This window comes from Thermus thermamylovorans (assembly GCF_004307015.1).
GTDB lineage: Bacteria > Deinococcota > Deinococci > Deinococcales > Thermaceae > Thermus > Thermus thermamylovorans.
Genome location: NZ_SIJL01000008.1, coordinates 61,245 through 87,320 on the forward strand (window position 1 = coordinate 61,245; position 26,076 = coordinate 87,320).

At 66.0% G+C, this 26,076-nt stretch carries 28 protein-coding genes and 2 tRNA genes; 19 read left to right on the forward strand and 11 right to left on the reverse strand.

Features of this window, described 5'->3' with window-relative positions:
• Nucleotides 1-8: 8 nt before the first annotated feature.
• A complete protein-coding gene (locus ETP66_RS07420; protein WP_130842004.1) occupies nucleotides 9-872 on the reverse strand; it encodes a creatininase family protein in 864 nt (287 codons plus the stop codon).
• 150 nt (nucleotides 873-1,022) lie between these two features.
• Between ETP66_RS07420 and ETP66_RS07425 the strand changes: the two genes are divergently transcribed.
• The 4 genes from ETP66_RS07425 (at nucleotide 1,023) to ETP66_RS07440 (ending at nucleotide 4,281) form a co-directional block, all read left to right on the forward strand.
• A complete protein-coding gene (locus ETP66_RS07425; RefSeq protein ID WP_130842005.1) occupies nucleotides 1,023-1,733 on the forward strand; it encodes a GntR family transcriptional regulator in 711 nt (236 codons plus the stop codon).
• A 26-nt stretch (nucleotides 1,734-1,759) separates the two neighbouring features.
• Complete coding sequence (locus tag ETP66_RS07430) at nucleotides 1,760-2,824, forward strand: zinc-dependent alcohol dehydrogenase (RefSeq protein ID WP_201738501.1); 1,065 nt, start codon at nucleotides 1,760-1,762, stop codon at nucleotides 2,822-2,824.
• A 92-nt stretch (nucleotides 2,825-2,916) separates the two neighbouring features.
• Complete coding sequence (locus ETP66_RS07435) at nucleotides 2,917-3,354, forward strand: CBS domain-containing protein (protein WP_130842007.1); 438 nt, start codon at nucleotides 2,917-2,919, stop codon at nucleotides 3,352-3,354.
• A 36-nt stretch (nucleotides 3,355-3,390) separates the two neighbouring features.
• The gene (locus ETP66_RS07440; RefSeq protein ID WP_201738502.1) at nucleotides 3,391-4,281 is read left to right on the forward strand and encodes a sugar phosphate isomerase/epimerase family protein; all 891 of its coding nucleotides are present in this window, start codon (nucleotides 3,391-3,393) and stop codon (nucleotides 4,279-4,281) included.
• Nucleotides 4,282-4,325: 44 nt separating this feature from the next.
• Here the strand turns inward: ETP66_RS07440 and ETP66_RS07445 are convergent.
• Nucleotides 4,326-4,402, reverse strand: a tRNA-Pro gene (locus tag ETP66_RS07445).
• 56 nt (nucleotides 4,403-4,458) lie between these two features.
• On the opposite strand from ETP66_RS07445, the gene ETP66_RS07450 reads away from it, so the two are divergent.
• From ETP66_RS07450 to ETP66_RS07480, 7 genes are all read left to right on the forward strand, one after another.
• A complete protein-coding gene (locus ETP66_RS07450) occupies nucleotides 4,459-4,776 on the forward strand; it encodes a cupin domain-containing protein (protein WP_130842009.1) in 318 nt (105 codons plus the stop codon).
• Nucleotides 4,777-5,148: 372 nt separating this feature from the next.
• The gene (locus ETP66_RS07455; RefSeq protein ID WP_130842010.1) at nucleotides 5,149-5,532 is read left to right on the forward strand and encodes a response regulator transcription factor; all 384 of its coding nucleotides are present in this window, start codon (nucleotides 5,149-5,151) and stop codon (nucleotides 5,530-5,532) included.
• Nucleotides 5,516-6,655 carry a HEAT repeat domain-containing protein gene (locus ETP66_RS07460; protein WP_130842011.1) on the forward strand — a complete coding sequence of 380 codons (1,140 nt, stop codon included), beginning with the start codon at nucleotides 5,516-5,518 and terminating at the stop codon, nucleotides 6,653-6,655. Before ETP66_RS07455 ends, ETP66_RS07460 begins: the two co-directional genes overlap by 17 nt.
• A complete protein-coding gene (locus tag ETP66_RS07465) occupies nucleotides 6,652-8,070 on the forward strand; it encodes a glycosyltransferase family 2 protein (protein ID WP_130842012.1) in 1,419 nt (472 codons plus the stop codon). The genes ETP66_RS07460 and ETP66_RS07465 overlap by 4 nt, the downstream gene beginning before the upstream one ends.
• A gap of 39 nt (nucleotides 8,071-8,109) precedes the next feature.
• Nucleotides 8,110-8,964 (forward strand): NAD(P)H-dependent flavin oxidoreductase, encoded by an 855-nt coding sequence (locus ETP66_RS07470; RefSeq protein WP_130842013.1) that lies wholly within the window; start codon nucleotides 8,110-8,112, stop codon nucleotides 8,962-8,964.
• A gap of 2 nt (nucleotides 8,965-8,966) precedes the next feature.
• Nucleotides 8,967-9,461 (forward strand): hypothetical protein, encoded by a 495-nt coding sequence (locus tag ETP66_RS07475; RefSeq protein ID WP_130842014.1) that lies wholly within the window; start codon nucleotides 8,967-8,969, stop codon nucleotides 9,459-9,461.
• Nucleotides 9,462-9,486: 25 nt separating this feature from the next.
• Nucleotides 9,487-10,107, forward strand: coding sequence for a TetR/AcrR family transcriptional regulator (locus ETP66_RS07480; protein ID WP_130842015.1), 621 nt, complete (start codon nucleotides 9,487-9,489; stop codon nucleotides 10,105-10,107).
• 34 nt (nucleotides 10,108-10,141) lie between these two features.
• Here the strand turns inward: ETP66_RS07480 and uvrA are convergent, their stop codons facing one another.
• Genes uvrA through ETP66_RS07495 form a run of 3 tightly spaced genes read right to left on the reverse strand, consistent with a single transcriptional unit; the run spans nucleotide 10,142 to nucleotide 13,657 of the window.
• Entirely contained in the window at nucleotides 10,142-13,000 is a 2,859-nt protein-coding gene (gene uvrA, locus ETP66_RS07485; protein WP_130842016.1) for an excinuclease ABC subunit UvrA, read from the reverse strand.
• A 40-nt stretch (nucleotides 13,001-13,040) separates the two neighbouring features.
• Nucleotides 13,041-13,439, reverse strand: a complete 399-nt coding sequence (locus ETP66_RS07490) for a type II toxin-antitoxin system VapC family toxin (protein ID WP_130842017.1) — start codon at nucleotides 13,437-13,439, stop codon at nucleotides 13,041-13,043.
• Nucleotides 13,436-13,657: a toxin-antitoxin system HicB family antitoxin gene (locus ETP66_RS07495; protein WP_130842018.1), complete on the reverse strand. Its 222-nt coding sequence runs from the start codon at nucleotides 13,655-13,657 to the stop codon at nucleotides 13,436-13,438. The genes ETP66_RS07490 and ETP66_RS07495 overlap by 4 nt, the downstream gene beginning before the upstream one ends.
• A gap of 33 nt (nucleotides 13,658-13,690) precedes the next feature.
• Here ETP66_RS07495 and ETP66_RS07500 point away from each other — a divergent pair, with 33 nt between their 5' ends.
• Nucleotides 13,691-14,722: an SIS domain-containing protein gene (locus ETP66_RS07500; protein ID WP_130842019.1), complete on the forward strand. Its 1,032-nt coding sequence runs from the start codon at nucleotides 13,691-13,693 to the stop codon at nucleotides 14,720-14,722.
• Here ETP66_RS07500 and ETP66_RS07505 read toward each other — a convergent pair.
• Together ETP66_RS07505 and ETP66_RS07510 are read right to left on the reverse strand one after the other, a co-directional pair.
• Nucleotides 14,719-15,048, reverse strand: coding sequence for a tRNA-binding protein (locus ETP66_RS07505; protein ID WP_130842020.1), 330 nt, complete (start codon nucleotides 15,046-15,048; stop codon nucleotides 14,719-14,721). The two genes, ETP66_RS07500 and ETP66_RS07505, sit on opposite strands and share 4 nt — an antisense overlap.
• A 120-nt stretch (nucleotides 15,049-15,168) precedes the next feature.
• A tRNA-Ile gene (locus tag ETP66_RS07510) sits at nucleotides 15,169-15,245 on the reverse strand.
• Between the two features lie 85 nt (nucleotides 15,246-15,330).
• Between ETP66_RS07510 and ETP66_RS07515 the strand changes: the two genes are divergently transcribed.
• Both ETP66_RS07515 and ETP66_RS07520 read left to right on the forward strand, forming a co-directional pair.
• The gene (locus ETP66_RS07515; RefSeq protein ID WP_130842021.1) at nucleotides 15,331-15,522 is read left to right on the forward strand and encodes a YgaP family membrane protein; all 192 of its coding nucleotides are present in this window, start codon (nucleotides 15,331-15,333) and stop codon (nucleotides 15,520-15,522) included.
• A gap of 72 nt (nucleotides 15,523-15,594) precedes the next feature.
• Nucleotides 15,595-16,119, forward strand: coding sequence for a ribonuclease FAU-1 family protein (locus tag ETP66_RS07520; protein WP_130842022.1), 525 nt, complete (start codon nucleotides 15,595-15,597; stop codon nucleotides 16,117-16,119).
• A 216-nt stretch (nucleotides 16,120-16,335) separates the two neighbouring features.
• Here the strand turns inward: ETP66_RS07520 and ETP66_RS07525 are convergent, their stop codons facing one another.
• The 4 genes from ETP66_RS07525 to ETP66_RS07540 form a co-directional block, all read right to left on the reverse strand.
• Nucleotides 16,336-16,767, reverse strand: a complete 432-nt coding sequence (locus ETP66_RS07525) for a hypothetical protein (protein ID WP_330848619.1) — start codon at nucleotides 16,765-16,767, stop codon at nucleotides 16,336-16,338.
• Between the two features lie 3 nt (nucleotides 16,768-16,770).
• On the reverse strand, nucleotides 16,771-17,319 hold the full coding sequence (locus tag ETP66_RS07530; RefSeq protein WP_130842023.1) for a LabA-like NYN domain-containing protein: 549 nt from the start codon (nucleotides 17,317-17,319) through the stop codon (nucleotides 16,771-16,773).
• Nucleotides 17,320-17,477: 158 nt separating this feature from the next.
• Nucleotides 17,478-18,485: an NAD(P)/FAD-dependent oxidoreductase gene (locus tag ETP66_RS07535; protein WP_130842024.1), complete on the reverse strand. Its 1,008-nt coding sequence runs from the start codon at nucleotides 18,483-18,485 to the stop codon at nucleotides 17,478-17,480.
• Nucleotides 18,486-18,566: 81 nt separating this feature from the next.
• Nucleotides 18,567-19,598: a zinc-binding dehydrogenase gene (locus ETP66_RS07540; protein ID WP_130842025.1), complete on the reverse strand. Its 1,032-nt coding sequence runs from the start codon at nucleotides 19,596-19,598 to the stop codon at nucleotides 18,567-18,569.
• Between the two features lie 209 nt (nucleotides 19,599-19,807).
• Between ETP66_RS07540 and ETP66_RS07545 the strand changes: the two genes are divergently transcribed.
• The 5 genes from ETP66_RS07545 to ETP66_RS07565 all read left to right on the forward strand — a co-directional run bounded on the left by ETP66_RS07545 (nucleotide 19,808) and on the right by ETP66_RS07565 (nucleotide 26,024).
• Complete coding sequence (locus ETP66_RS07545) at nucleotides 19,808-21,556, forward strand: ABC transporter substrate-binding protein (protein WP_130842026.1); 1,749 nt, start codon at nucleotides 19,808-19,810, stop codon at nucleotides 21,554-21,556.
• Between the two features lie 55 nt (nucleotides 21,557-21,611).
• Nucleotides 21,612-22,595: an ABC transporter permease gene (locus tag ETP66_RS07550; protein WP_130842027.1), complete on the forward strand. Its 984-nt coding sequence runs from the start codon at nucleotides 21,612-21,614 to the stop codon at nucleotides 22,593-22,595.
• Nucleotides 22,596-22,605: 10 nt separating this feature from the next.
• The gene (locus tag ETP66_RS07555) at nucleotides 22,606-23,955 is read left to right on the forward strand and encodes an ABC transporter permease (protein WP_130842028.1); all 1,350 of its coding nucleotides are present in this window, start codon (nucleotides 22,606-22,608) and stop codon (nucleotides 23,953-23,955) included.
• Between the two features lie 72 nt (nucleotides 23,956-24,027).
• Entirely contained in the window at nucleotides 24,028-25,047 is a 1,020-nt protein-coding gene (locus ETP66_RS07560) for an ABC transporter ATP-binding protein (RefSeq protein ID WP_130842029.1), read from the forward strand.
• Nucleotides 25,044-26,024, forward strand: a complete 981-nt coding sequence (locus ETP66_RS07565; RefSeq protein ID WP_130842030.1) for an ABC transporter ATP-binding protein — start codon at nucleotides 25,044-25,046, stop codon at nucleotides 26,022-26,024. The genes ETP66_RS07560 and ETP66_RS07565 overlap by 4 nt, the downstream gene beginning before the upstream one ends.
• Nucleotides 26,025-26,076 lie beyond the last annotated feature (52 nt).

The window sequence follows — 26,076 nt, forward strand, 5'->3', positions numbered from 1 at the left end:
TTTGCCCCCTAATACCAGGCCCGTTCAGGGAAGTCCAAGGTGGTTAGCGTGACGGGAAACCTTTTGGCCTCTTCTACAAAAGCTGCTAGGTGCTCGGCCATCTTGGCCAGGACCTTCTGTCCCTTCTCCGCGGATGCGCGGAAGGGGTTGCCAATCGTCGCCCAGTCCGCGTACTCGTGGTGCTCCATAGGAACCCATATGTTCTCTGACCCTTGGAAGATCACCGTGCCTGTACCATCTTTCTTGCTAAAGGCAGGCCCCATCCAACTCGGGGCGTGAGCCCTTCCTTCCCGTGCCCGCTCCATGAACACGGCGTGGGGAACCAGCGCCATCATGGCTGAGGTTTCCAGTTCTCCAGAGTGCCATCCTGGCGTTTCCTCGGGTGGTCCTTCCAGGATTCCCTTAAGAAGTTCTATCTCTCTCTCTGTGGGCGTTTTGTAGAAGGCTAGGAAAGCACCCGTTGCATAGCGTAGAGCTCGGAGAATCTCGTCAATGGGTTTGGTGTTAGAGCCGTGGTGGGAGACAAAGATGATCTTTTTAAATCCGTGAAAGATAAGGCTCCGAGCGACGTCGTGGAGTACTCGCCTGTAGGTTTCAGCTGCTAAGGTTACTGAGCCGGTGCCTTCTCCGGGCAAGCCCATGTGGTGTGGAGAGTAGCCGAAGGGCATCAATGGGGTGTGCAGGACGTCGGCTGCTTCTGCTGCTTCCTGGACGACGTGATAGGTGATCAGGCTGTCGGTCCCCAGGGGGATATGGGGACCGTGCTTCTCAGTACTACCCACCGGTACGAGGACCGTATCACAGCCCTCCTTTAACCGCTCAGCCACGTCCACATAGGGCATCTCTAGTAGGTTCCTGAGCCGCTTTGACATCTGTTCACCTCCCAGCGTCTACTCCCGGTTGGGGATGGGCGAAGAGGTTTGGGGAGTTGACAGGGCTTAGGCTATCGCATATCATATATTTTGTCAAGCCCTGGGGGTTTAGTCCCTGTGGGTGAGTTGGTGCTAGTGGGGGAAACGAGAATGCGGCGTCGGGTGAATGTGCTTACCAGTGTAGGCGGAGCGGTCGATCGTTCTTTGTTGGCGGATCAGGCCTATGAGGCTATACGGAAGGAGATCCTAAACGGGTCCTATCCTCCCGGAGCTTGGTTGCGGATTGAACCGCTGGCCCAAAAGCTAGGTGTGAGTATTGTGCCAGTCAGAGAAGCCCTTACCCGGCTTGTAGGAGATGGCCTTTTAGAGAAGTTCCCTCATGTTGGGTTTAGGGTAAAAGTCTTTACCAAGGAGGAGATCGTTGAGGTCTACGAACTGAGGTGTGCATTGGAAAAGTACGCGGCTGGGTTAGCTGCCCGGCGCATTCTGCCAGAGGAGATCAGGGCCCTTGAGGAGCTGCACAAAGCTATGGTCAGCCTTGCGCAGAGCCGGAATGGTTTGGTTAAGTTTCATGAATACAACCAGGAGTTTCATTCTAGGCTTATCCGTGCGGCGAAAAACAAGTATCTAGAGAAGATGGCTCTGGAGATCGCCCTAAAAGTGGAGTTCTTAGTGGGGCGAGCGGCTCACATCCCCGGGCGGATACAGCAAGCTTTGGGGGAACACCAAGCGATCCTAGAGGCAGTGAAGGAGGGCAATGTAGATCAAAGCCAAGTTTTGATGGAGGAGCATCTGATCCGTGCTCTTGAAGACTTGCTTTCCTGGTGGGAGGAGCAGAGGGGTGATTCGGGGGGTGAATAGGCATGACCGAAGCTTTCCCTAAGACGATGAGGGCATGGGTGCTCGGCGGTCCGTGGGAGCTGGTTCCTACAGAGAAGCCTGTTCCAATGCCGGGTTCGGCTGAGGTCCTGATCAAGATCCAGGCGGTGGCAATTTGTGGCACCGACCTGGAGATCTTGGAGAAGGGTTTGCCGGCGCAGGTGGACAATGAACTTCCCTTCCACAAGGGCCTTGTTATTGGTCATGAGTACGTGGGAACCGTGGTTTCTTTGGGGCCTGATGTGGATGAGTTCCAAGTGGGAGACCGCGTGGCTGTCGAAGTGCATGCCGGCTGTGGGCGCTGTGAGCGTTGTCGACAGGGCATGTATACGTCCTGCCTGAACTATAGCCGCAGAGAAAAGGGACACCGTGCCAATGGACTGACGACTGATGGTGGGTTCGCAGAGTATGTGGTAAACCACGTCAATACTGTTCACAAAATCCCGGAGCATATCCCATGGGACGAGGCCACCTTAATTGTTACCGCTGGCACTGCTATGTACGCTATAGATGTCCTTGGGGGGTTGGTAGCTGGCGATACGCTAGTGGTCGTTGGCCCGGGGCCAATAGGCCTAATGGCTGTGGCCTGCGCAAAGGCTCTTGGAGCGCGCGTAATCCTTACAGGAACCAGAGATAATCGCTTGGAATTAGGGCGAAGCTTGGGTGCTGATTACGTGATTAACGTTAAAAGGCAACCTGATGTGGTAGAGGAGGTGCGGAGACTGACAAACGGTTTTGGAGCTGATCTTGTAATAGAGTGCTCTGGTGCACCCAACGCGGTGAACGAGGGCCTTTGGATGCTCAAAAGGGGGGGCAGAATTTGCCTTGCGGCCTTTAGTCACGAACCGCCCGTTGTGGACACCGCATATATGGTGCGCAACAACATTTACATGTACGGCATTCGTGGCGAGGGGCAAATGGCGGTGCGCAGGGCCATTGGTTTGGTAGAGCAGGGAAGGCTTAATCTGAAGCCTTTGGTAACCCACCGTTTTCGCTTAGACGACTTGCCGCAGGCGATACGCACAGCCAGAGAGAGGGCAGGAGACGCCATCAAGGTTGTGGTGCTTCCCTAGGCAATAGAGGTGAGGAGGTAGAGGGGGGCCGTGTGTCGTGGTCTATACGCCAGTAGGTATGCCCCTACTAGGAGGCAATAGCCTTGAACCATATGACAGTGTTCCAGATCCTTCTGAGAAAAGGAATGTACGTCCATTCCGTACCACCTGACACCAAGGTAAGACAAGCTTTAGAGAGGATGATCTCTCTAGATATAGGGGCCCTTTTGGTAACGCAAGGAGGACGGCTCCTGGGTATCTTCTCGGAGAAGGGTTTTGCACGGGGTGTGATGTGTGGGAGCTCGGGTTGTTTTTTAGACAGACCGGTTGCTGATGTAATGGAATGGTCAGTTTTCACGATAAATCCCAAACAGACCGTTTTGGATGCCATGACTTTAATGACGGAGAAAAGGGTGCGGCACCTGCCTGTGCTAGACGATAAAGGCCATGTGATAGGTGTTCTCTCCATTGGCGACGTTGTAAATGCCCTTCTAAAGGAACAGGCCTTTTTGATCCAACAGCTGGAAGCATACATCCGAGGGGATAGTTAGGGGAGGAAACGTATGGAAGCACCCATAAAGCGATATATGCGCCCCGGCATCGTCCATTTCAAGGCGTATCCTGTAGAAGAGGGTACCGGTCCTATCTTAGAGAGCTTGGAAAAGCTTGCCGAGGATACCTTCTTCTCGGTGGTAGAGGTGGGATGGATCAAGGATCCCCGGGTTAGGGACGAGGCTAGATATATTCTAGAGCAGAGCCACTTAGAGGTAGCCTACGCTACGCAGCCGGCTTTGTTTAGCCAGAAGCTAAGTCTGAGTGCTTTAGATGCCGAGGTGAGAAGGCGGGCTGTGAACCAAGTGAAGAACTGCATTCGGGAGGCCTGCCATCTTGGGGCACGATGGATTCGCCTTGCTGCCGGCAAGGACCCCGGTCCAGAACGCAGGGAGGAGGCCAAGCAAGTGCTGGTTGATGTTATATTGGAGCTGAGGGAGTTTGCTAGGGATTACGGGGACCCCCTGCTGACCCTCAAGGTGTTTGATAGGGGCGTGGATAAGGAGTCCTTAATTGGTCCGTCTACCGATGCCCTAGATATCGCCAAGGCTGTTAGGAGGCACTACCCAGATTTTGGCTTGGTTGTGGATCTCTCCCATTTTCCCTTGCTGCGTGAGTCCCCAGAGCAAGCTATCCCCATGGTGAAAGACTTTCTCACGCATGTACATATTGGCAATTGTTTTACCAAGGACATTTGCCATGTCGCTTACGGGGATTTGCAGCCTCGCTTTGGGTTGCCGGGGGGAGAGATAGATGTAAACGAGGTTCGGGGCTTTTTCCGCTTGCTCCTAGATGTGGGTTTTTTAAACCCTGACCGCCGCCCGGTGGTTAGCGCGGAGGTGCGGCCCTTGCTGAGAGGCGAGCGGCCCGGTTTGATAGTGGCCAATGCCAAGCGTGTTATGGAGGAAGCGTGGGCGCTGGCCTGAAATAGATTAAGAACTGGCCCCCGTCCTTCTAGGCGGGGGCCTTTTGGTCGGGGAGGCCGGATTTGAACCGACGACCACACGCACCCCAAGCGTGTGCGCTACCAGGCTGCGCTACTCCCCGGCGCGCAAAGGTTAGTCTAGTGCCCCAAAGGGCCTCCGTCAAGTAGACTCGGGAGCATGGAGATCAAGGACCTCAAGAGCCTGGCCCGTTACAGCCCGGAGAAGATGGCCAAGATCCCCGTGTTCCACTCCGAGCGCATGTTCTATGACCTCTACGCTCTCCTGCCCGGGCAGACCCAGAGGGTGCACGTCCACGAGGGTTCGGACAAGGTCTACTACGTCCTGGAAGGGGAGGTGGTGGTCCAGGTCGGGGAGGAGGAGGCCCTTCTGGCCCCGGGGATGGCGGCCCTGGCCCGGGCTGGGGTGCCCCACGGGGTGCGCAACGAGTCGGCGAACCCGGCTCTCCTCCTGGTGGTGATGGCCCCCAAGCCTTGACTGGGGGCTAGGGGAGGCTACCGCCCCACGCCCGCCTCGTCGTTAGTCTGAAGGGCCACCTTGCGGATGGGGGGCCTGGCGGAAGAAGGGGCATGCCTCTCCTCGGGTTGGACAGGGAAGGTTGCAGCGGGGGTGCCGCGTGGAGGCCGCGTCAAGCCACTAGCAGGTGCTGGCCTCGGATTCCGCCAGCCTGGATGCCTGCTGGGGGTTGGCCGAAGGAGGCCGCTTCCGTTCCGCTCTCGAGGTGGCGAGCCTCCCGGAGTAGGATCTTAGGGCTGCCTTTTTCGCGCGTTTTTCACAACCACCCCCTACCCTGCCTTCTAGGAGGCCCTTATGCGGATCCTGATGGTGGAGGAGGTCGTGTAAGGATTTATGTGTAAGGGTCCGTGTTTAATAGGGGGGCACACCTTANTGGAGGACGATCCGGCGGTGGCCAAGGTGCTGGAGCTGGCTCTGAAGCGAGCGGGATACGAGCCTGTGGTGGTCGGTGACCATGCTGCCGCTAGGGGGGCTTTGTGCCGGGACTGGGACGCCGTCATCTTGGACCTCAACCTGCCCGGGGGCTCGGGCCTGGACCTCCTGCGCTACCTGAGGGGGGAGCTTAGGAAGAGCACCCCCGTCCTGGTGCTCTCCGGCCTCAAGCAGGAGCGCAACGCGGCTGAGGCCCTGGCTCTGGGGGCGCAGGATTACCTCACCAAGCCCTTTAGCCCAGGGGAGCTGCTCCATCGCTTGGAGCGGTATGTGGCGGCGCGGTGAGCGGCTTTACGCCCTCTTGGTCTTCCTGGTGGTGGTCCTCGAGGGGGTGGCCCTAGGGGGGCTGGTCCTGGCCTTCTCCGGAAGGCTTCTGGGCCTGTGGGATTACCCCGCGGCCCAGCGGATTCTCTTCCAGGCGCTCCTCCTCACCGGGGTGGCCCTGGCTTTCCTCTCCGCCTATATCCTCCTCTACCACGCTTACACCCAAGCCAGGGAGCTTCAGGACCGGCGGGACTACGAGGCTTGGCTTTCCCGCTTTACCCGCGCCCTCTTCGCCGAGGAATCCCTCCCCCCTCCTCCCTGGCCTAGGCCGGCCCTGGAGGCCTTGCTCGCCCTCAGAGAGATGCTCAAGGGTGAGCTCTCCCAACGCCTGGCCGACTGGCTGCGCCGGGCCGATCCGCCCTGGGACCGGGTGCTGCGGGGGCGGTTTGCCTTCCGTCCGGCGCGGCTGGAGGCCCTCGAGGCCTTGGCCCAGGCCCGCTTGCCGGAAACCTTGGACTTGATCCTGACCTACCTGGACCATCCAGACCCCGTTCTCCGCCTGGCCGCGGCCCGGGCTGGGGCGCGGGTGGCCCGGGAAGAGGGGGTTCTCTCCTTTGCCCAAGCCCTGCTCCAGGCCGCCCTGCCCCGGGGGGCGCTCCTGGAGGCTTTGCTCCTTCTGGAGGAGCAGATCGGGCCGGCAGCGAGCCTCCTTCTCGAGGCGGGGGGCGTGGAGGAACGTTGGGCGGCCCTGGAGGCCATCGGCCGGCTCAAGTTCCAGGGCCTGGCGGAGGCGGCTTCGGCGTTTCTCGAGCATCCCGACCCGGAACTCAAGGCAGCGGCTATGCGCGCCCTCCTACGCCTGGGCCACTCCCCCAAAGGGTTTGAGGAGGTGCTGCTCGCTGCCCTCAAAGACGAGCGGGAGTTCCTGCGGGTCCACGCGGCCCGGCTCCTCGCCCTGCTGCGCAACGACCTGGCCCGCCGGGCCCTGTGGCAAGCCCTCAGGGACCCCTCCTTCTATGTGCGGCGGGCGGCTGCGGAGGGGCTCCGCCTCCTGGATCCCGGGCTTCTTGCCCAGGCTGCCCGAAAACACCCCGATCCCTACGGCCGGGCCATGGCCGAGCAGGTCTTGCGGGAGGCAGCATGAGCCTTCTCCCTGCCCTTTTGTTCGCCTACCAGGTTCTGGTGCTCTGGTACTTTGCCATCCTCAACCTCCTCTACGCCCTCTTCGCTCTCTTCGGGCTCGGCATGGTGGCCCGCTACGCCCGGGAGCTCTCTGAGCTTGCCCTCAAGGACCTTCTGGAGCGGGAGGCCTACCTGCCCATCTCCATACTGGTGCCCACCTACAACGAGGAGAAGTCCATCGTGGCCTCCGTACGTTCCTTCCTGAACCTTCACTATCCGGAGTTTGAGGTGATCGTGGTGGCCGATGGACCCACCGACCGGACCCTGGAGGTTTTGCAGGCGGCCTTCCGGCTGGTGAGGGTGGACTGGGTGTTTCGCCGGGTCCTGCCTGCCCGGCCTATCCGGGGGGTGTACCGTTCCCTGGTCCATCCCAACCTGATCGTGGTGGACAAGGAGAACGGGGGCAAGGCCGACGCCCTGAACGCCGGGCTGAATCTGGCCCGCTACCCCCTCTTCTGCGCGGTGGATGCCGACAGTCTCCTGGACGCCCAGGCCCTCCTCCGGGCCAGCCGCCTCTTCCTGGAGGACGACCGGGTGCTGGCCGTGGGGGGGACCATAAGGCCCCTGAACGGCGCCGTGGTCCGCGAAGGGGCGGTGGAGGCGATGCGACTGCCCCACGGCTTCTTGGAGAAGATGCAGGTCCTAGAGTACGCCCGGGCCTTCTTCCTGGGCCGGGCGGGGTGGAGCGCCATGGGGGCCCTGCTCATCATCTCCGGGGCCTTCGGCCTCTTCCGCCGCGAGGCCGTCCTCCGGGCGGGGGGCTACCGTGCGGACACCGTGGGGGAGGACATGGAGCTGGTGGTACGCCTCCACCGTCGGGCCCGGGAGGAAGGGCGCCCCTACCGCATCCTCTACACCCCGGACCCCATCTGCTACACCGAGGTTCCCTCCGACTGGAAGACCCTCCGCCGCCAGCGCAACCGCTGGCACCGGGGGCTTTGGGAGGTCCTCTGGCGGCACCGAGCCATGCTCTTCAACCCCCGCTACGGCCGCCTGGGGTTTGTAGCCATGCCCTACTTCCTCCTCTTCGAGGCCCTGGCCCCGGTGGTGGAAGTTTTGGGCTACCTGCTTCTACCGGTCCTCTACCTCCTGGGTCTCCTCAGCGCCGAGTTCGCCCTCCTCTTTCTGCTCCTGGCCGTGGGGTATGGGGTCCTCCTCTCCCAGCTGGGAGTGGGGATGGAAACCCTCCTCCTTAAGCGCTATCCCCGGCTCTCCGACCGCCTGGCCCTCCTTTTCCTGGCCCTGCTAGAGGCCTTAGGCTACCGCCAGCTCCTGGCTCTGGAGCGCTTCTTGGCCACCTTCCAGGTGTGGCGCAAGCGGGGGGTCTGGGGGGAGATGCGCCGCAAGGGCCTGGAGGGGGACCGTCAGGGCCCCTAGGGCTCCCCCGGGATCTTTGAACCGGGTAAAATCTCCCCCATGGAGACCGCCATCACCCGCATGTTGGGTATCCGCTACCCCATCGTGGCCGCCCCCATGTTCCTGGTCTCCGGGGCCCGGCTCCTCTTGGCGGTGGCCGAGGCCGGAGGGATCGGGGTCGTCCCCAGCCTCAACTTCCGCACCCATGCCGCCTTCCGGGAGTTTCTGGAAGGCTTTCCCCAGAGCCTGCCCTTTGGGGTGAACCTGATCCTCAAGGACAACCCCCGCCTGGAGGAGGACCTGGGGGCCGTGGTGGAGCGGAGGGTGCCCCTGGTGGTTACGTCCCTGGGGGACCCCACCCGGGTGGTGGAGCGGGTCAAGGCCTACGGCGGTGCCGTCTGGTGCGACGTGGTGGGCCTGCGCCACGGGAGGAAGGCGGTGGAGGCCGGGGCGGACGCCCTGGTGGCCGTGGCCAGCGGGGCCGGGGGGCACGCGGGGGGGATTAGCCCCTTCGTTCTGGGCCCCTGGCTCAAGGAGGAGCTGGGGGTACCCGTCCTCATCGCCGGGGGCATCGCCACCGGCCGCCAGCTCCTCGCCGCCTTGGCCTTAGGGGACGGGGCCTACATCGGCACCCGCTTCATCGCCACCCTGGAGTCCGAGGCCCCCCTGGAGTACAAGGAGGCCCTCCTTCGGGCCACCCCGGAGGAGGTCCAGTACACCCCTGAGGTCACCGGGGTGCCCGCCAACTTCCTGCGGGAGTCCCTGGAACGCTTCCGCCAGGGAGGGGGCAAGGCCTGGAAGGAGGTCTACTCCGCCGGACACGGGGTGGCCTTCATCCGGGAAATCCCTTCCGCCAAGGAGGTGGTGGCCCGGCTTTTGGCGGAGTACCAGGCGGCCAAGGAGGCGCTGCCCTAGGCATGCTGGGGGTGTTGCTTCTCCCCGAGTTCTCGGAGCTGGAGGCGGCCATCGCCCTCGAGGCCGCCCGTCGCCTGCAAGTCCCTGCCTACACCGTGGCCAAGGGGCGTAAGGGCATCCCGGCCCTGGCGGGCTCGGTCTGGACGCCCACCTACGCCTTTCCCGCCGCCCCCCCACCCCGGGCCCTCCTCATCCCAGGCGCCCGGAGGCCCGCCCGCATGGCCCAAGACGCCGCCTACCTGGCCTTTTTGGAAGAGGTCTGGGAGGGACTGGAGGCCCTCTTTCTGGGCTTCAACGCCCATCTTTTTCTGGCCGAGGCGGGAAGGCTCCCGCCCCGGGTGGCGGCGGCGGAGGAGGTGGCCGGGTCCTTGGCCCTGCAGGGCTACGAGGTTCTCGCGTTAGCCTTCCACCGCGAGGGCAAGGTCTACAGCACCCGGGGTGGGCTGGCCCTCCTCCAGGCTTTGGAGGACTGGGCCAAGAAAGCGGTTGTCCTCTGAGTTTGGACAGGCGTACACTAGGCCCATGACCGTCAGGGAATACCAGAAGAAGCGCCGCCGTGACCGCATCTTCCAGGCGGCCATGGCCCTCTTCCGTGAGCGGGGTTTCCAGGAAACCACCGCCAGCGACATCGCCAGGGCCGCCCACATCTCGCGGGGCACCTTCTTCAACTACTTTCCCTACAAGGAGGCCGTCCTCCTGGACTATGGCAGCCTTCTCCTCTCCCGCTTGCGGGAGGAAGTGCGGCGGCGGCTGGCCCAGGGGGTGGACCCCCTGGAGGCCTTGCGCCTCCTCTTCCGCGAGCTCGCCCAGTTCACGAAGGCGGAGAAGGACCTCCTCCTGCCCCTTCTCTACGAACTCCTGAACCCCGACCCCTTGCGGGCCAAGGCCGCCTTCCAGGCCCTCCCCCTTGGGGACCTCATCGCCGAAGTGCTCAGGCCCCTGCAGGAGAAGGGGGTGGTGCGCTGCGATTTGTCTTCGGAGCGCATGGGCCGCACCCTGGCGGACCTCTACTTCCTGGCCGCTTTGCGCTGGGCCGCCTACACGCCCCACCGGGACCTGGAGGAGGAGCTGGACAAGTTTTTGAGCCTGGCCCTGGAGGGTATCCTCGCCCGTGAGGCGGAGCCCGGGAAGGCCCAGGCCTAAGCGCCCGGCCGTGGCGCAAGCCGCGACGGGGTGCTTAGTCCGCCGCCACCCGGAGCCTCTCGGCGATCTCCGGGATCCTGGCCAGGAAGACCCCGGTAGGGCTTCCCGTGGCGGCTACGGCCTCGGGGGTGCCCTCGGCTACGATCTCCCCGCCCCGGTCTCCCCCTTCTGGGCCCAGGTCGATGACCCAGTCGGCGGTCTTCACCACGTCCAGGTTGTGCTCGATGACCACCACGGTGTTGCCCGCGTCCACCAGGCGGTGGAGGACCCCGAGGAGCTTGGCCACGTCGTCGAAGTGGAGGCCGGTGGTGGGCTCGTCCAGGATGTAGAGGGTGCGGCCCGTGGCCTTGCGGCCCAGCTCCGTGGCCAGCTTGATCCGCTGGGCCTCCCCCCCGGAGAGGGTGGGGGAGGGCTGGCCCAGGCGCATGTACCCCAGGCCCACGTCCACCATGAGCTGGAGCTTGCGGGCGATGGTGGGCACGTTTCCGAAGAAGTCCAGGGCCTCCTCGGCGGTCATGTCCAGCACGTCGGCGATGCTCTTGCCCCTGAGCTTCACCTCCAGGGTCTCCCTGTTGTAGCGCTTGCCCTTGCACACCTCGCAGGGCACGTAGAGGTCGGGCAGGAAGAGCATCTCGATCTTCACCGTGCCGTCCCCGCCGCAGGCCTCGCACCGGCCCCCTTTCACGTTGAAGGAGAAGCGCCCTGGGCCGTAGCCCCGCTTCCTGGCCTCCGGGGTCTTGGCGAAGAGGTCGCGGATCTCGTCGAAGATGCCGGTGTAGGTGGCGGGGTTGGAGCGGGGGGTGCGGCCGATGGGGGACTGGTCGATCTCGATGACCTTGTCCAGGTGCTCCAGGCCCTCCAGGGCCTCAAAGGCCCCCGGGGTGATCTTGGCCCGCATGAGCCTCTGCGCCAGGGCGGCGTAGAGGACGTCGTGGATCAGGGTGCTCTTCCCCGAGCCCGAGGGGCCGGTGACGGCCACGAAGCGGCCCAGGGGGATTCGCAGGGTCATCCCCTTCAGGTTGTGCTCCCGGGCCCCCCGGAGGACCAGCCACTTGCCGTTCCCCTTGCGGCGCTCCTTGGGCACGGGGATCCTCTTCTCGCCTCTAAGGTAGGCCCCGGTGAGGCTCTCGGGGCTTTGCAGGATGGTCTCCAGGGGGCCTTCCGCCACCACCTCCCCCCCGTGGATTCCCGCCCCCGGGCCCATGTCCACGATCCAGTCCGCGGCCCGGATGGTCTCCTCGTCGTGCTCCACCACGATCAGGGTGTTGCCCAGGCTTTGGAGTCGCTTCAGGGTGGCGATGAGGCGCTGGTTGTCCCGGGGATGCAGGCCGATGCTGGGCTCGTCCAGCACGTACAATACTCCGGTGAGCCCCGAGCCCACCTGGGTGGCCAGGCGGATGCGCTGGGCCTCCCCCCCGGAGAGGGTGTTGGCCGCCCGGTCCAGGGTGAGGTAGTCCAGGCCCACCCCCACCAGGAAGCCCAGGCGCTCCACGATCTCCCTGAGGATGGGCCGGGCGATCTGGGCCTGGAAGGGGGTGAGCTTCTCCTCCAGGCCCTGGAAAAACTCTAGGGCCTCCCGCACCGTCAGGGCCGAGACCTCAGCGATGTTCCGCCCCGCCACCCGCACGGAGAGCACCTCCTTCTTGTAGCGGGTGCCCCCGCAGGCGGGACAGGGCTTCAGGGACATAAAGCTTTCCAGGACTTCCTTCACCCCCTCCGACTCCGCCTCCTGGTAGCGCTTGGCGAGCCAGGGGATGACCCCCTCGTAGTGGACCTCCAGCCGGAAGGTCTCCTTCCCCCCGCGGCGGAAGACCACCTCAAAAGGCTCGGGGAGGCCATGGAGCACCGCCTGGCGCACTTCCTCCGGGAGGTCCTTGAAGGGGGTCTTGAGGTCGAAGCCCAGGTGCTCCGCCAGGGCCCGGAGCCGGTCCCAGAGGTAGCTCCGGCCCGTGTCCCGCCCCCGGGCCCAGGGCAGGATGGCCCCCTCGGCCAGGGAGAGCTCAGGGTTCACGATGAGCTCGGGGTCGAACTCCTGCCTGTACCCCAGGCCGGAGCAGGCGGGGCAGGCCCCGTAGGGGGCGTTGAAGGAGAAGATGCGGGGTTCCAGCTCCTCTAGCACCGAGCCGTGCTCGGGGCAGGCGAACTTCTCCGAGAGGAGCTCCTCCTCCCCCGTGTCGGGGTAGAGGACCCGCATGAGCCCCTCCCCCCGGAGGAGGCAGAGCTCCACCCCCTCGGCGATGCGGGGGCGCTCCTCCTCCTTGAGGACAAGCCGGTCCACCACCAGGTCGATGTCGTGCTTCTCGTACTTCTCCAGGTTCAGGCCCTGGGCCTCCTCCAGGAGGTAGATGACCCCGTCCACCCGCACCCGGGCGTAGCCCTCCTTCTGGAGTTGCTGGAAAAGCTTGCGATACTCCCCTTTCCTCCCCCGCACCAGGGGGGCCAGGAGGATGGCCCGGGTGCCCGGGGGGCGCTGCAGGAGGCGATCGGTGATCTCGCTGGCGGACTGCTTCTCGATGGGGCGGCCGCACTCCGGGCAGTAGGCGGTGCCCACCCGGGCGAAGAGGAGGCGGAGGTAGTCGTGGACCTCCGTCACCGTGCCCACGGTGGAGCGGGGGTTGTGGCTGGTGGTCTTCTGGTCGATGGAGATGGCAGGGGAGAGGCCCTCGATGCTCTCCACCTCGGGCTTGTCCATGACCCCCAGGAACTGGCGGGCGTAGCTGGAGAGGCTTTCCACGTAGCGCCGCTGCCCCTCGGCGTAAAGGGTGTCGAAGGCCAGGGTGCTCTTCCCCGAGCCCGAGACTCCGGTGATGACGATGAACTTGCCCCTGGGGAGCTCCAGGTTGACGTTCTTGAGGTTGTGCTCCCTGGCGCCCCGGATGACGATGCGGTCCATCCGTGGAAGTATACCACCCCTTCCGGGGAGGGACCAGGGGCTAGGGGCGCAGGTGGATCAGGGGAACCCCCAGGTCGGGGGTCCGGGCCAGGGGGCCATCGGCGGTGAGCAGGGGGGCGGAAAGCCTCCGGGCCAGGGCCACGTAAAGGGCGTCGTAGGCCGTGACCCGCTCCTTGAGGGCCCAGGCCTCCTCCAGGAGGTGGCGGTGGTCCACCCGCCGCAGGGGCCAGCGGGCCAGGTCTTCCAGGGCCTCCCGGGCCCGCACCTCCCCCAGCTTTCCGGAGAGCACCGCCTTGCGCAGGATGGCCAGCACCTCCGCGTCCAGAAGGGCAGGGGCGAAGAGGAGGGCGCCCTGGACCAGGGCCGCCACCTCCTGGCCCAGGGGGGTGCGGAGGAGGTACTCGCCCGCGGCGGAGGCGTCCAGGACAAGCCGCCTCACTCCCTTTCCTCCCGGGCCTCCTCCAGGAGCCTGGCCGCGGGCACGCCCAGGTCCGCGGGTTCCCGCCTCCCGAGGCGCTCCTCCCACTCCTCGGCCTCCAGCTCCCTCCAGAGGGCTTCCAGGGCCAGCTCCTTCAGGGTGATCCCCCGGGCCCGGGCCCGGCGCAGGAGGCGCTCCTTGAGCTCCGGGGGAAGGCCCTTGATCTGGAGGGTGCTCATGGCATGATTGTAGCATGCGGGTAGAATGAAAACATGGCTTCCCGCATGCGCCTCGAGGCGGAAGAGGCCCCCCAGGTGGTGGAGCGCCTCCTCCGGGAGAACGAGGCCGAGGTGAAGGCCTTGGCCGCCTTCCTAAGGCGGCGCCCCCCCGCCCTCGTCCTCACCGCCGCCCGGGGGAGCTCGGACCACGCGGCCCTCTTCGCCAAGTACCTCCTCGAGGCCCGCCTCCTCTGGCCCACCCTCTCCCTGGCCCCTTCCGTCCTCACCCTGTACCGGGCCTTGCCCCGCCCGCCCCTGCCTTCCCTCCTCCTGGCCTTCAGCCAGAGCGGGGAAAGCCCCGACGTGGTGGAGATGGTGGCCGCCTACCGCCGCCAGGGGGTCCTCACCCTGGCCCTGGTGAACCGGGAGGATAGCCCCCTGGCCCAGGCGGCGGAGGTGGCGTTGCCCCTCCATGCGGGGGAGGAACGGGCGGTGGCCGCCACCAAGAGCTTCCTGGCCATGCTGGCCGCCGCGGCCCAGCTCCTCGCCCACCTCCTGGAAGGGGCGGGGCTCCGGGAGGCCCTGCCCGCCCTCCCCGAGGCCCTCCACCGGGCCCTGGAGGCCGGGGGGGAGCTGGCCTACCTGGAGGACGCGGAGGGCCTTTTTGTCCTGGGGCGGGGTTTCACCTACCCCGTGGCCCTCGAGGCGGCCCTCAAGCTCAAGGAGGTGGCCGCCCTGCACGCGGAGGGGTTTTCCGCGGCGGAGTTCCTGCACGGGCCCCAGGCCCTTTTGGAGGAGGGCTTCCCCCTCTTGGCCCTGGTGCAGGGGGACGAGGCCCTGGAGGGCTTCCTGAAGACCCTGGAGGGCCTCCGGGCCAAGGGGGCCCACCTCCTCGTGCTCTCCCCGGAGCCCGAGGCCCTGGCCCTGGCCCACACCCCCCTCCCGGTCCCGGTCTCCCTGGCCCCCGAACTCACCCCCCTCCTCCTGGCCCAGGCCTTCTACCCCAAGGCCGAGGCCCTGGCCCGCGCCCGGGGCCTGGATCCGGACCGGCCCCGGCACCTGGCCAAGGTGACCCGGACCCGCTAGAAGACCTTCTCCCCCAAGGGGACTTCCCGCTCCACGGTGAGGAGGACCACCCGGCCCTCCCCGTCCTTGGCCCCCAGGACCAGGACCTCGGAGGGGAAGCCCGCGATCGCGCGGGTGCCCAGGTTCACGGCGCAGACCACCAGGCGGCCCTTTAGCTCCTCCGGGCGGTAGAGCTCGGTGATCTGGGCCGAGGAGGTCTTCACCCCCAAAGGCCCCAGGTCGATCCAGAGCTTGTAGCTGGGCTTCCGGGCTTTCTCGTGGGGCTCGGCCTTTAGGATGCGCCCCACCCGCAGGTCCAGGGTTTGGAAGGCTTGCAGGGCGTCCATATGCCCAAGTTTAGGGGGCGCAGGGGGGCTGTGATATGGGAAAGGAGGGCGCCCTAAAAGGCGCAAGGGCAAGGCCAACCCCGCCCCCCACTGGGGGGCGGGGTTTTTGCGTCCTGGAGCTGGTGGGCCGTGCAGGACTCGAACCTGCAACCAACCGGTTATGAGCCGGCCGCTCTGACCGATTGAGCTAACGGCCCGCGCCGGGAACCCATTGTAGCACAGGGGTTGGCCTGGAAAGACAAAGGGGCTTGGCCTGCGCTAAGCTGAAGGTGGAGGTGGCACATGACGGTGAACGAGAGCACCGCCGACCGGGTCGTTCGGTTTATCCTGGCTCTGGTCCTGTTCTACTTCGCTTTCCAGTCGGCCTCGCCGTGGAACTGGATCCTGGGCGTGGTGGGGGTGGTCCTGCTCTTCACGGCCGTCACCGGCTTCTGCGCCCTCTATAGGGTCTTGGGCATCAGCACCAAGAGGTAGGGTCGGCTTACCCCTGCCCTGGACCTCGGGCTACCTGGGGTGGCCTCCGTTCCAAAGCCGAGCCGGGGAGCCATGGGCTGGCCCTTTGCTCCTGGGGATTGGATCCGGGTGGAGTTTTGGAAGTTCCCCAGGGATGCTCTCCATTACTGCTGGGAGGCGCGGGTGGTGGAGGTGAGGCCCGGAGGGATCCTAACCCTTTTGCCGCACGGCGGGACCTTCCACCATGTGGCCAAGGGGAAGGCGGTGGTCCTGGACCACGACGCCTATGTGGCCTTCTTCCCCGGGGCCTGGTACTCTGGTGGCCCGGACGTGCGGCAGGGAAGGGTTCTAGAGTATTACTGGAACGTGCAGACCCCGGCGGAGTGGACGGGCAGGGCCTTGCGCCAGTACGACCTGGAGCTGGACGTGAAGTGCCGGGCCGACCACACCTGCGAGGTCTTTGACCGGGAGGAGTTCCTGGCCAAGCGGGCCCTCTACCCCAAGGCCTGGGTGGAGGAGGCGGAAAGGGCGGTGGAGGCCATCTTCCGCCACATGCGGGAGGGCCGCTGGCCCGTTTTGCCTCCCGGGGAACCCCTTCCCTGGATGGAACGGATCTAGGGCGTTAGGATGGGGAGGGGGAAGGGCGCAGGATCCCGGGCTCCGGGCCCCCAAGCTTTGAGGGGAATAGGGGTAGTTGTGCCGGGCGGGACCCAGGGAGTAGAGCCAGGAGGCGCAAGCGGCCCCGTTGCTTGAGGGCGTCCTCCCAGCTCATCTGGGCCAAGCCCAGGGTACGGCCCAAGGGGGCGGGGCCCTAGACTTCGGCCAGACCTTGGGCTAAGCCGTCCGCCGCTTCCCGCACTCCCCGGGAAAGCCCCAAGGCCTCCTCCCCCCGGCCTGCTCGTTGTCCACGATGGCGGCCAGCACCCCGTAAGGGAGGCCGAGGGCGGAGGCGGCGGCGCGGATCTCCCGGGCATGGGGGAGGACGTGGTGGGGGGCGGTGGGCAGGCCCTCGAGGTCCACCCTCTGGCCCCGCCGGGCCTGGCCGATGGCCTCCACCCAGCGCCCGGCCGCCAGGAGGGCGCTTTTGCATTCCGGGTAGGCGGCCCGCTTGCCGGAGCATGGGTTCTTGACCTCGAGGCGCGGCAGGCGGTCGTAAGCCCGGGCGGCTTCCTCCCCCAGGTGGAGGCCGACCAGAGCCTCCCGCTCTTCCCTTGGGTAGGGGAGAAGGTCCCTGAGGCTTGGGGAGGGGGGTAGGGAAGGGGGCATGGTTCAGGGCTGGGGGTCTTCCACCGGGGCCGGAGGCACCTCCACCGTGGCCGCCACGGGATAACCCACGTAGGTGCGCCGCCCGCCCATGGTCCTCTCGAGCACCTCCCGCCACTCGGAAAGGTTCAGGAAGCGGTCCGCCTGGTTGCGAAGCTCGAGGTCGGCGAGCTCATGCAGCCCCAGGAGGTGGATCTCCTTGCCCAGGGAACGCAGGGCGCTGAAGGCGTAAGCCAGCTCCCCAGAGCCGCTGGCCACCACCGCCCGGTCCCAGCGGGGAGCGGTGGTGAGGAGGTCGGTGGCCATCATGGTCTCGAACCGGGGCTCGCCTCGGACCAGGCGGCTCCTTACCGTGTAGCCCATGAAGACCAGGGCATCGATGAAGCGCTGCTGGCGTTCGTCCTCAGGGTCGGTGATGGGCACGTAGTAGAAGGCGTTGTAGAGCTGTTCCGGGGTGGCGAACTGGGTGAGGACCCGGCGGTGGTCCACGTTCCAGCCCAGGCGCTTGGCCGCATGGTACATGTAGGAGCCGTCGATGAAAAGGGCAACCCGCATATGCCCCCATCTTAGGGCAAGGCCCCAGCGGGGGCTACCCCAGCCGGAGCCCGGGGCAACTTTAAGTGCCGGTGCCCGGGCTCCAACGAGGCGGGGAGAGGGGGGTCGCCCCTGGCCTTCTTGGGGCCCCCGTCGTGGCCTGCACCACGACGGGGGGCTTAGGCGGGGGCCTTCTCCTCGGCTCTTTCCGAGGAGTGGCCGGGGTTCACCTTGAGGGCGGGGTTGGCGTAGGCGGCGGCGTGGTTGGCGGCAATGGCCGCCTCCCCGAAGCCCAAGGCGATGAGGGGAAGCTTTCCCGGGTAGGTTACGATGTCCCCGCAGGCGTAGACCCCGGGGATGCTGGTGGCCATGGTGGTGTCCACCTTGATCTTGTTCTTTTCCAGCTCCAGCCCCCAGCCTGCCAGAGGTCCCAGCTTGGTGAGGTAGCCCGCCAGGATCAGGACCGCGTCCACCTCCAGCGCCTGCTCCTCCTGGGTCCCGTTGTGGAAGATCACCGCCTGGCGCACCCAGCGGTCCCCCTCGATCCGCCGCACCTCGTAGGGGGTGAGGACCTTGAGCCGCCTCTCCTCGTGGGCTTGCATCAGCTCCCGCACGCTGGCCTCGTGGGCCCGGAACTGGGGGCGGCGGTGGATGAGGGTGATTTCCTCTGCGGTGCCCAGGAGGTTCAGGGCCCAGTCCACGGCGCTGTCCCCTCCGCCCACGATTAGGACGCGTTTCCCCTGGAACTCGGCCTTGGTCTTGACCGCGTAGTAGACGCCTTTCCCCTCCAGCTCCCGTTCTCCAGGAGCCCCCAGGCGCCGGGGCTCAAAGGCCCCCACCCCTGCGGCCACGATCACCGCCTTGGCGGTGTAGCTGTTGCCCGCGGAGGTGGCGATCCGGAAAAGGCCATCTTCCCTGTGCAGGGTTTCCGCCCGCTCCCCCAGGCTGTATAGGGGGTTGAAGGGGGCCACCTGCTCCACCAGACCTTTTACCAGATCCTTAGCGTACACCTTGGGAAATCCCGCCACGTCGTAGATGTACTTCTCCGGGTAGAGGGCTGTGAGTTGTCCCCCCGGCTCCGGCAAAGGATCCAGAAGGCGAAAGGAAAGGCCCCGCATGCCCACGTAGAAGCCGGCGAAAAGCCCTGCCGGCCCCGCGCCGATGATGATCACGTCCGTGTGCTCCATGGCCCCACCTCTTCCGGCCATTCTACGCCCTGGCCCGGGTCCGGGCGGCCCCATCGAGGGGAGGGACAGAAGGCCCGTGCCTCAGTCCACCCGCAGCACCACCTTGCCGAAGACTCGCCGCTCCTCCAAAAGCCGGTGGCCTTCCGCCGCTTCCCCTAGGGGCAGCACCTGCCCCACCACCGGCCTGAGCTTCCCTGCCTCTACGAACCGCAGTATGGGGAAGAGGCGGCTTTTGGAGCCCATGGTGGAGCCCAGGATACTAAGCTGGCGGAAGAAGACGTGGGCGAAGGGCAAGGTGCCCTCGTAGCCCGAGGAGGCCCCGGCGATGGCGATCTTCCCCCCGTTCGCCGTGGCCCTTATGACCCCCTCGAAGTAGAGGGCGCCGGTGTGGTCCACCACCTTGTCCGCCCCCTTCCCCCCGGTGAGGCGGCGCACCTCCTTGGGCCATTCGGGGTGGGCGTAGTTCACGGTTTCGTCGGCGCCAAGCTCCTTGGCCTTTCTGAGCTTTTCCTCGGAGCCCGCCGTGGCGATGACCCGGGCTCCGAAGAGCTTGGCGATCTGGATGGCGGCCACGCTTACCCCGCTGCCCGCGGCCATCACCAGCACATCTTCCCCAGGGCGCACCCCGAGCTTGTCCACCACCATCTGCCAGGCGGTGAGGAAGGTGAGGGGGATGGCGGCGGCTTCCTCGAAGGAGAGGTTGGCTGGCTTCCGGAGGAGGTTCACCTCGGGCACCACCAGGTACTCGGCGTAGGCCCCCCAGCGGTGCTCGCCCAGGATCTCGTACCGGGGGCAGAGGTTGTCCTCCCCCGCCAGGCACCGCTCGCACCCCCCGCAGGAGAGGCCGGGGTTCACCACCACCTCGTCCCCTGGGGCGAAGGCGGTAACCCCCGGGCCCACCCCCTCCACCACCCCGCTGGCGTCGGCCCCCAGCACGTGGGGCAGGGGTAGCTTGGGGCTGGCCACCCCTTTGCGCACCCAGACGTCCAGGTGGTTGAGGGCCGCCGCCTTGACGCGAAGGCGCACCTCCTTGGGACCCGGTTCCGGGAGCGGCACCGTGGTAAGCCGGAGCACTTCCGGCCCCCCCCTGGCCTCCATGAGCACTGCCCGCATCGTCCCTCCCATACGGGGGATTTTTTCACGCCCCGCCCCGGGGGTCAAGCCAAGGGGCCGCGGCCCACCCGCAAAGGGAAGGAAGCCTCTCCCAGCGGCCTCCTGGGGGTGCAGGCCGGGGTAGGGCACCAAGGGCAGGGGTGGCTCTGAACCTGGACAGACACATGTGAGACGCTGAATGGGATAAAAAGATGGGGAACCGANAAGAGATGAGGAAAAGCCTCTTGTGGGTAGGCCTTTTGGCCCTGGTAGGCACGGCCGGCGCCCAGAACTTCGTCTGGCCCCAAGGGTGGACGACCGCGAGGCCGGAGGAGGTGCGCCGGGGGGGCACCCTGAGGGCTGCGGTCATCTCCGACTACCGCACCTTCAACCCCTTCATTACCGCGGAGGCAGGGAACGTGCCCAGCATCCTGGCGGGGCCTTTGGGCCTGGTGCGGCGGGACCCCACCACCGGGGACTGGATCCCCTACATGGCGGAGTCCTGGACCATAAGCCCGGACCGCCTGCAGATTACCTTCCGCATCCGCCGGGGGATGCGCTGGTCCGACGGTCGGCCCATCACCGCCGACGACTGGATCATGACCTGGCGCATCCACACCGACAAGGACGTGGGCTCCAACAGCTACGACTCCTTCTTCCTGGACGGCCGGCCCATCACCCTCACCAAGATCGACGACTTCACCATCCGCTTCAACTACCCCCGCACGGACGCCGAGGCCTTTAGCGTGGCCAGCTTCGAGCCCTGGCCCGCCCACATCTTCGGCCCCGTGTACCAGCGGGAGGGGGCGGAGGGCATCAAGCGGATGTGGACCCTGGCGGAGCGCCCGGAGAACATCGTCTCGGGCGGGCCCTGGCTCATCGAGAGCTACCGCCCTGGGGAGCGCATCGTTTTCCGGCGCAACCCCACCTTCGGGGAGTGGAACCGGGACGCCGCCGGCAACCCCCTGCCTTACCTGGACCGCTACGAGATCCGCATCGTGGGCGACGTCAACGCCGCCTTGGCCGAGTTCCTGGCGGGCAACATCGACGTCTTCAACCCCACCACCGTGGACCACATCTCCCAGATCCGCCGGGCCATCGAGGAGAGACGCCTGGACGCCACCATCAAGGTCAACGCCTCCCCCATCGCCTCCAGCCAGTTCATGGTCTTCAACTGGAACAAGGCCTCCGACCCCTTCAAGCAGAGCCTCTTCCGCTCCGACAAGTTCCGCCGGGCCATGAGCCACCTGGTGAACCGGCAGGCGGTGGTGGAGCTGGTCTACGGGGGCCTGGGCACCCCCATGTTCACCAGCGTCTACCCGGTGCTCACCCAGTGGGTGAACCCTCGGGCCCCCCGTTTCGACCACAACCCGCAGCAGGCCCAGCGCCTCCTGGCGGAGCTCGGCTTCACCCGGAGGGACCGGGAGGGCTTCCTCATCGATGCCCAGGGGCGGAGACTGGAGTTCAACCTGGCCACCAACGCCGGCAACGTGCAGCGGGAGCAGATCGCCCGCCTGTTCGTGGACGAGGCCCGGCGGGTGGGGGTGCGGGTGAACTTCGCCGCCATCGACTTCAACGTCCTCGTGGGCCAGCTCCTCTCCACCGGCCCCGACCGGCCCTTCGACGCCATCATCATCGGCCTCACCGGCGGGGGGCTGGACTGGCCCTTCGGCGCCAACGTGGTGCCCTGCAACGGCAACCTCCACATGTGGAACCGCTCCGGCCAGTGCCTGGACCCTCGGGAGACCCTGATGGACGCCCTCTACTCTCGGGGCCGGGCGGAGCTGGACTTCCAGCGCCGGCGGCAGATCGGCTTCCAGATGCAGGAGATCGAGGCCCAGCTTCTTCCCATGATCCAGATCGCCGGGCCCAACTTCCACACCGCCTGGAACAACCGGGTGGGCGGCCAGCACCCCGACCCCCTGATCTCCAGCATCTGGGGTGCTAGGCAGCTGGAGCTGACCTTCGCCCGGAGATGAGCTAGACGAGCCAGCCCCCCGGGGCCCCCGGGCCCCGGGGGTTCTTTGGAAAGCCATGACCACGTACATCCTCCGCCGCTTCCTCTACCTCATCCCCACCTTTTTCGGGGCCACCTTCCTGGCCTTCCTCATCATCCAGCTCGCCCCCGGGGACTACATCACCCAGTTCGAGCTGGACCCCCGGTTCACCCCTGAGACCATCGCCCGCTTCCGCGCCCAGTTTGGCCTGGACCGCCCCGTTCACGAGCAGTACCTCCTTTGGATGCACAACCTGCTCCACCTGAACCTCGGCTATTCCTTCGCCTACCAGGCCCCGGTGCTGGAGGTGGTCTGGCCCCGGGTGGTGAACTCCATGATCATCGTCATCCCCGCGACCGTCCTCCTCTTCCTGGTGGCTATTCCCGTGGGGGTGTACGGGGCCCTGCGCCAGTACTCCCTGGGGGATCGGGTGGTCTCCTTTCTGGCCTATGTGGGCCTGGCCATCCCCAACTTCTTCCTGGCCCTGATTTTTATGTACCTCATCCTCCAGGTCTACTTCCGCACGGGGGTGATGGTCTTCCCCGTTTCGGGGATGACCTCTACCGGCTTTGAGCAGTTTCCCACCTGGCAGAAGATCCTCAACGTGGCCTGGCACGCGGTGATCCCGGTGATCGTGGTCACCACCAGCGATATCGCCGGCTTCTCCCGGGTGATGCGGGGGCAGATGCTGGAGGTCCTCTCCCAGGACTACATCCGCACCGCCCGGGCCAAGGGCCTGGCCGAGCGGATGGTGGTCTACAAGCACGCCTTGCGGAATGCGGTGATCCCCTTTGTGGCCAACATCGGGGCCATCCTGCCGGGTCTCATCTCCGGGGCGGGGCTGGTGGAGGTGGTCATGGCCTGGCCGGGGATCACTCCCCTCCTTCTGGACTCCTTGCGGCAGCAGGACCTGTACACCGTGGCCGGTTTCCTCACCATGGGCCTGGTCCTTCTCATGATCGGCAACCTCCTCTCGGACCTGCTCCTCACCTGGGTGGACCCCAGGATCCGCTACGAATAGGAGGGTCGCCTTGCGCGCCGCCACCGCTCCCCCTTCCGCCAGCCTGACCCAGGTAGCCCTGCGCCAGTTCCGCAAACACCCCTTGGCGGTCTGGGGTCTGCGCATCCTCTTCGTCCTCTATGGGCTTGCCGTCTTCGCTGGCTTTTTCAGCCCTTACGATCCCAACTACTACGAGGTCTTCCCTCCGAGGAGCCACCATCCCCCCTCCCGCATCTACTTCGTGGACCCGGAAACGGGGAGGTTCACCCGGCCCTTCGTCTACATGACCCAGCGCTCCATCGATCCCCTGACCCTCCAGCCTCGCTACGAGGAGGACCCCTCCCAGGGCCGGTTCTACCTCCGCTTCCTGGTGCGCACCCCCGAGCAGCCCTACACCATCCTCCGGGTGTTCCGGGCCGACCTCCGCCTCTTTGGCGTGGACCCCCCGGCCAGGGTCCACCTCATGGGCACCGACAACTTCGGCCGGGACCTCTTCAGCCGCCTCATCTATGGCGGGCAGGTCTCCCTCACCATTGGGATCCTCTCCGCCCTGGTCTCCTTCGCCTTGGGGCTGCTGCTGGGAGGGATCGCGGGGTACTTCTCGGGCCGCCCCTTCACCCTCTCCCTGCCCCTCAGGGAATGGCGCGGCCGGGGTCTCCTCCTGGGGCCGGTGTCCTGGGCTTTCTGGGGCGGGCTGGCCTTGGGGGCTTTGTACCTGGCCTGGGAGTACTACACCCTCACCGGCCTCGGGGTGCTCCAGGTACTGGCCGCGGGCGCGGCCTTGTGGCTGGCCTACACCCTCTTCCGCACCCTGCCCTTCCGCTCCCTCCGCCTGGACCCTGACAACCTGATCATGCGCCTGGTGGAGATCATCGCCGCCATCCCCACCCTCTTCCTCCTCATCTCCTTGCGGGCGGTCTTCCCCATCACCATGGACCCCCTCATCACCTTCTACCTGGTGGTGGGCCTCCTGGGCTTCATCGGCTGGGGGGGCCTGGCCCGGGTGGTGCGGGGGATCGTCCTCAGCGTGCGGGAGATGGACTATGTGCAGGCGGCTAGGGCCCTAGGGGCCTCGGATGCCCGCATCATCGCCCGGCACGTCCTTCCCGCCACCGCCAGCTACATCATCGTGAGCCTCTCCCTCACCATCCCGGGCTTTATCCTGGCCGAGTCGGGCCTCTCCTTCCTGGGCCTCGGGGTGACGGAGCCCTACACCAGCTGGGGGCTACTCCTGCAGGCGGCCCAGGCCGGGGGGTTCGCCAGCTTCGTGGACCGTCCCTGGGTCCTCTGGCCGGGGTTTTTCATTTTCATCTCCATCATGGCCTGGAACTTCGTGGGGGACGGCCTGCGGGATGCTTTCGACCCCCGGCGCAGGCGTTAGCCCCTTCTCTTTTGTTGGGGTATAGCGTATAACGGTTGAGGTGCTTGGATGGTGGTGCCTGAAGGAGCGCGCATGGACGAAAAGCGGCTTTTGGAGGTGAGAGACCTCAAGGTCCACTTCTTCACCGACGAGGGGGTGGTGAAGGCGGTGGACGGGGTTTCCTTCCATGTGAACAAGGGGGAGACCCTGGCGGTGGTGGGGGAGTCGGGTTCGGGGAAGAGCGTGACCGCGCTTTCCATCATGCGGCTCATCCCCACGCCCCCCGGCAGGATCGTGGGCGGGGAGATCGTCTTCCGCGGCAAGGACGGGAAGGTGCGGGATCTGGCCGGGCTTCCCGAAGTGGAGATGCGCCGCATCCGGGGCAACGACATCGCCATGATCTTTCAGGAACCCATGACCTCCCTGAACCCCGTCTACACCGTGGGGGACCAGATCGCCGAGGCCATCATGCTCCACCAGGGGAAAAGCCGTAAAGAGGCCATGGAGCTGGCGGCCCACATGCTGGACCTGGTGGGGATCCCTGAGCCCAAGAAGCGGCTTGCCAACTACCCCCACCAGATGTCCGGGGGAATGCGCCAGCGGGTGATGATCGCCATGGCCCTTTCCTGCAACCCCTCCCTGCTCATCGCCGACGAGCCCACCACCGCTCTGGACGTGACCATCCAGGCGCAGATCCTGGAGCTCATGAAGAAGCTTCAGGAGGAGATCGGCATGAGCATCCTCTTCATCACCCACAACCTGGGGGTGGTGGCGGAGATGGCGGACCGGGTGGTGGTGATGTACGCAGGGCGGGCGGTGGAGCAAGCGGACGTGGTCCCCCTCTTCAAGGAGCCGCGCCATCCCTACACCCAGGGGCTTCTCCACTCGGTGCCCCGGCTGGACCTGGCCGCGGAGCACCGCCAGCGGCTCGAGGCCATCCCTGGCAACGTGCCCAACCCCCTTTACCTCCCCCCGGGGTGCGCCTTCCACCCCCGGTGCAAGCACTACGTGGAGGGGCTTTGCGACCGGGAGGTGCCCCCCTTGGAGGAGGCGGAGGACGGCCGCCAGGTGCGCTGCGTGCGCTGGCGGGAGATCCGGGAGGTTAGGGCATGAAGGACAGCATCCTCCTGGAGGTCAAGGACCTGAAAAAGCACTTCCCCATCCGGGGTGGGGTCCTCTCCCGGGTGGTGGGGAGCGTCAAGGCGGTGGACGGGGTCTCCTTCAGCATCAAGAAGGGGGAGGTCTTGGGCCTGGTGGGGGAGTCGGGAAGCGGCAAGACCACGGTGGGCCGCACCCTCTTGCGCCTCATCGAGCCCACGGGAGGGCGCATCCTCTTTGGCGGCCAGGACATCACCGACCTGCCCAGGGACAAGCTCCGGCCCTTCCGCCGCCGCATGCAGATCATCTTCCAGGACCCCTTCAGCTCCCTGAACCCCCGCATGACCGTGGGGGACATCATCGCCGAACCCCTTATCATCCACGGCCTGGGCAAGACCCAGGAGGAGCGCACCGAAAGGGTGGCGGAGCTTTTGAAGCTCGTGGGCCTCTCCCCGGACCACATGCGCCGCTACCCCCACGAGTTTTCCGGGGGGCAGCGGCAGAGGATCGGCATCGCCCGGGCCCTGGCGGTGGCCCCGGAGTTCATCGTGGCCGACGAGCCCGTGTCCGCCCTGGACGTCTCCATCCAGGCCCAGGTGGTGAACCTCCTCATGGACCTCAAGGAGGAGCTGGGGCTCACCCTGCTCTTCATCGCCCACGACCTGGCGGTGGTGGAGTACATCTCCGACCGGGTGGCGGTGATGTACCTGGGCAAGGTGATGGAGGTGGCCTCCTCCCGGGAGCTCTACCGCAACCCCAAGCACCCCTACACCGAGGCCCTGCTCTCGGCGGTGCCCATCCCGGATCCCACGGTGAAGCGGGAGAGGATCGTCCTCCAGGGCGACATCCCTTCCCCCATCAACCCCCCTTCGGGCTGCGTTTTCCGCACCCGTTGCCGCTACGCCCTGCCCGAGTGCGCCGAGGTGGTCCCCGAGCTCAAGGAGGTGCGCCCGGGGCACCTCAAGGCCTGCATCCGGGACGACGTCCTCTAACGCCACCCCGCGCCGCCCCTGTCGGCGCGGGGGCCCCGGCCGAAGCCCCCGC

Excerpts from the sequence above, each read along its gene's own strand:
- ETP66_RS07525 (WP_330848619.1), bottom strand. The coding sequence starts at position 16,767 with ATGCCCCCTTCCCTACCCCCCTCCCCAAGCCTCAGGGACCTTCTCCCC.
- ETP66_RS07475 (WP_130842014.1), top strand. The coding sequence starts at position 8,967 with ATGCTGGGGGTGTTGCTTCTCCCCGAGTTCTCGGAGCTGGAGGCGGCC.
- ETP66_RS07430 (WP_201738501.1), top strand. The coding sequence starts at position 1,760 with ATGAGGGCATGGGTGCTCGGCGGTCCGTGGGAGCTGGTTCCTACAGAG.
- ETP66_RS07520 (WP_130842022.1), top strand. The coding sequence starts at position 15,595 with ATGGGCTGGCCCTTTGCTCCTGGGGATTGGATCCGGGTGGAGTTTTGG.
- uvrA (WP_130842016.1), bottom strand. The coding sequence starts at position 13,000 with ATGGACCGCATCGTCATCCGGGGCGCCAGGGAGCACAACCTCAAGAAC.
- ETP66_RS07460 (WP_130842011.1), top strand. The coding sequence starts at position 5,516 with ATGTGGCGGCGCGGTGAGCGGCTTTACGCCCTCTTGGTCTTCCTGGTG.
- ETP66_RS07545 (WP_130842026.1), top strand. The coding sequence starts at position 19,808 with ATGAGGAAAAGCCTCTTGTGGGTAGGCCTTTTGGCCCTGGTAGGCACG.
- ETP66_RS07560 (WP_130842029.1), top strand. The coding sequence starts at position 24,028 with ATGGACGAAAAGCGGCTTTTGGAGGTGAGAGACCTCAAGGTCCACTTC.
- ETP66_RS07565 (WP_130842030.1), top strand. The coding sequence starts at position 25,044 with ATGAAGGACAGCATCCTCCTGGAGGTCAAGGACCTGAAAAAGCACTTC.
- ETP66_RS07500 (WP_130842019.1), top strand. The coding sequence starts at position 13,691 with ATGGCTTCCCGCATGCGCCTCGAGGCGGAAGAGGCCCCCCAGGTGGTG.
- ETP66_RS07425 (WP_130842005.1), top strand. The coding sequence starts at position 1,023 with ATGCGGCGTCGGGTGAATGTGCTTACCAGTGTAGGCGGAGCGGTCGAT.
- ETP66_RS07535 (WP_130842024.1), bottom strand. The coding sequence starts at position 18,485 with ATGGAGCACACGGACGTGATCATCATCGGCGCGGGGCCGGCAGGGCTT.
- ETP66_RS07435 (WP_130842007.1), top strand. The coding sequence starts at position 2,917 with ATGACAGTGTTCCAGATCCTTCTGAGAAAAGGAATGTACGTCCATTCC.
- ETP66_RS07440 (WP_201738502.1), top strand. The coding sequence starts at position 3,391 with ATGCGCCCCGGCATCGTCCATTTCAAGGCGTATCCTGTAGAAGAGGGT.
- ETP66_RS07420 (WP_130842004.1), bottom strand. The coding sequence starts at position 872 with ATGTCAAAGCGGCTCAGGAACCTACTAGAGATGCCCTATGTGGACGTG.
- ETP66_RS07480 (WP_130842015.1), top strand. The coding sequence starts at position 9,487 with ATGACCGTCAGGGAATACCAGAAGAAGCGCCGCCGTGACCGCATCTTC.
- ETP66_RS07530 (WP_130842023.1), bottom strand. The coding sequence starts at position 17,319 with ATGCGGGTTGCCCTTTTCATCGACGGCTCCTACATGTACCATGCGGCC.
- ETP66_RS07515 (WP_130842021.1), top strand. The coding sequence starts at position 15,331 with ATGACGGTGAACGAGAGCACCGCCGACCGGGTCGTTCGGTTTATCCTG.
- ETP66_RS07450 (WP_130842009.1), top strand. The coding sequence starts at position 4,459 with ATGGAGATCAAGGACCTCAAGAGCCTGGCCCGTTACAGCCCGGAGAAG.
- ETP66_RS07550 (WP_130842027.1), top strand. The coding sequence starts at position 21,612 with ATGACCACGTACATCCTCCGCCGCTTCCTCTACCTCATCCCCACCTTT.
- ETP66_RS07465 (WP_130842012.1), top strand. The coding sequence starts at position 6,652 with ATGAGCCTTCTCCCTGCCCTTTTGTTCGCCTACCAGGTTCTGGTGCTC.
- ETP66_RS07540 (WP_130842025.1), bottom strand. The coding sequence starts at position 19,598 with ATGCGGGCAGTGCTCATGGAGGCCAGGGGGGGGCCGGAAGTGCTCCGG.
- ETP66_RS07505 (WP_130842020.1), bottom strand. The coding sequence starts at position 15,048 with ATGGACGCCCTGCAAGCCTTCCAAACCCTGGACCTGCGGGTGGGGCGC.
- ETP66_RS07495 (WP_130842018.1), bottom strand. The coding sequence starts at position 13,657 with ATGAGCACCCTCCAGATCAAGGGCCTTCCCCCGGAGCTCAAGGAGCGC.
- ETP66_RS07470 (WP_130842013.1), top strand. The coding sequence starts at position 8,110 with ATGGAGACCGCCATCACCCGCATGTTGGGTATCCGCTACCCCATCGTG.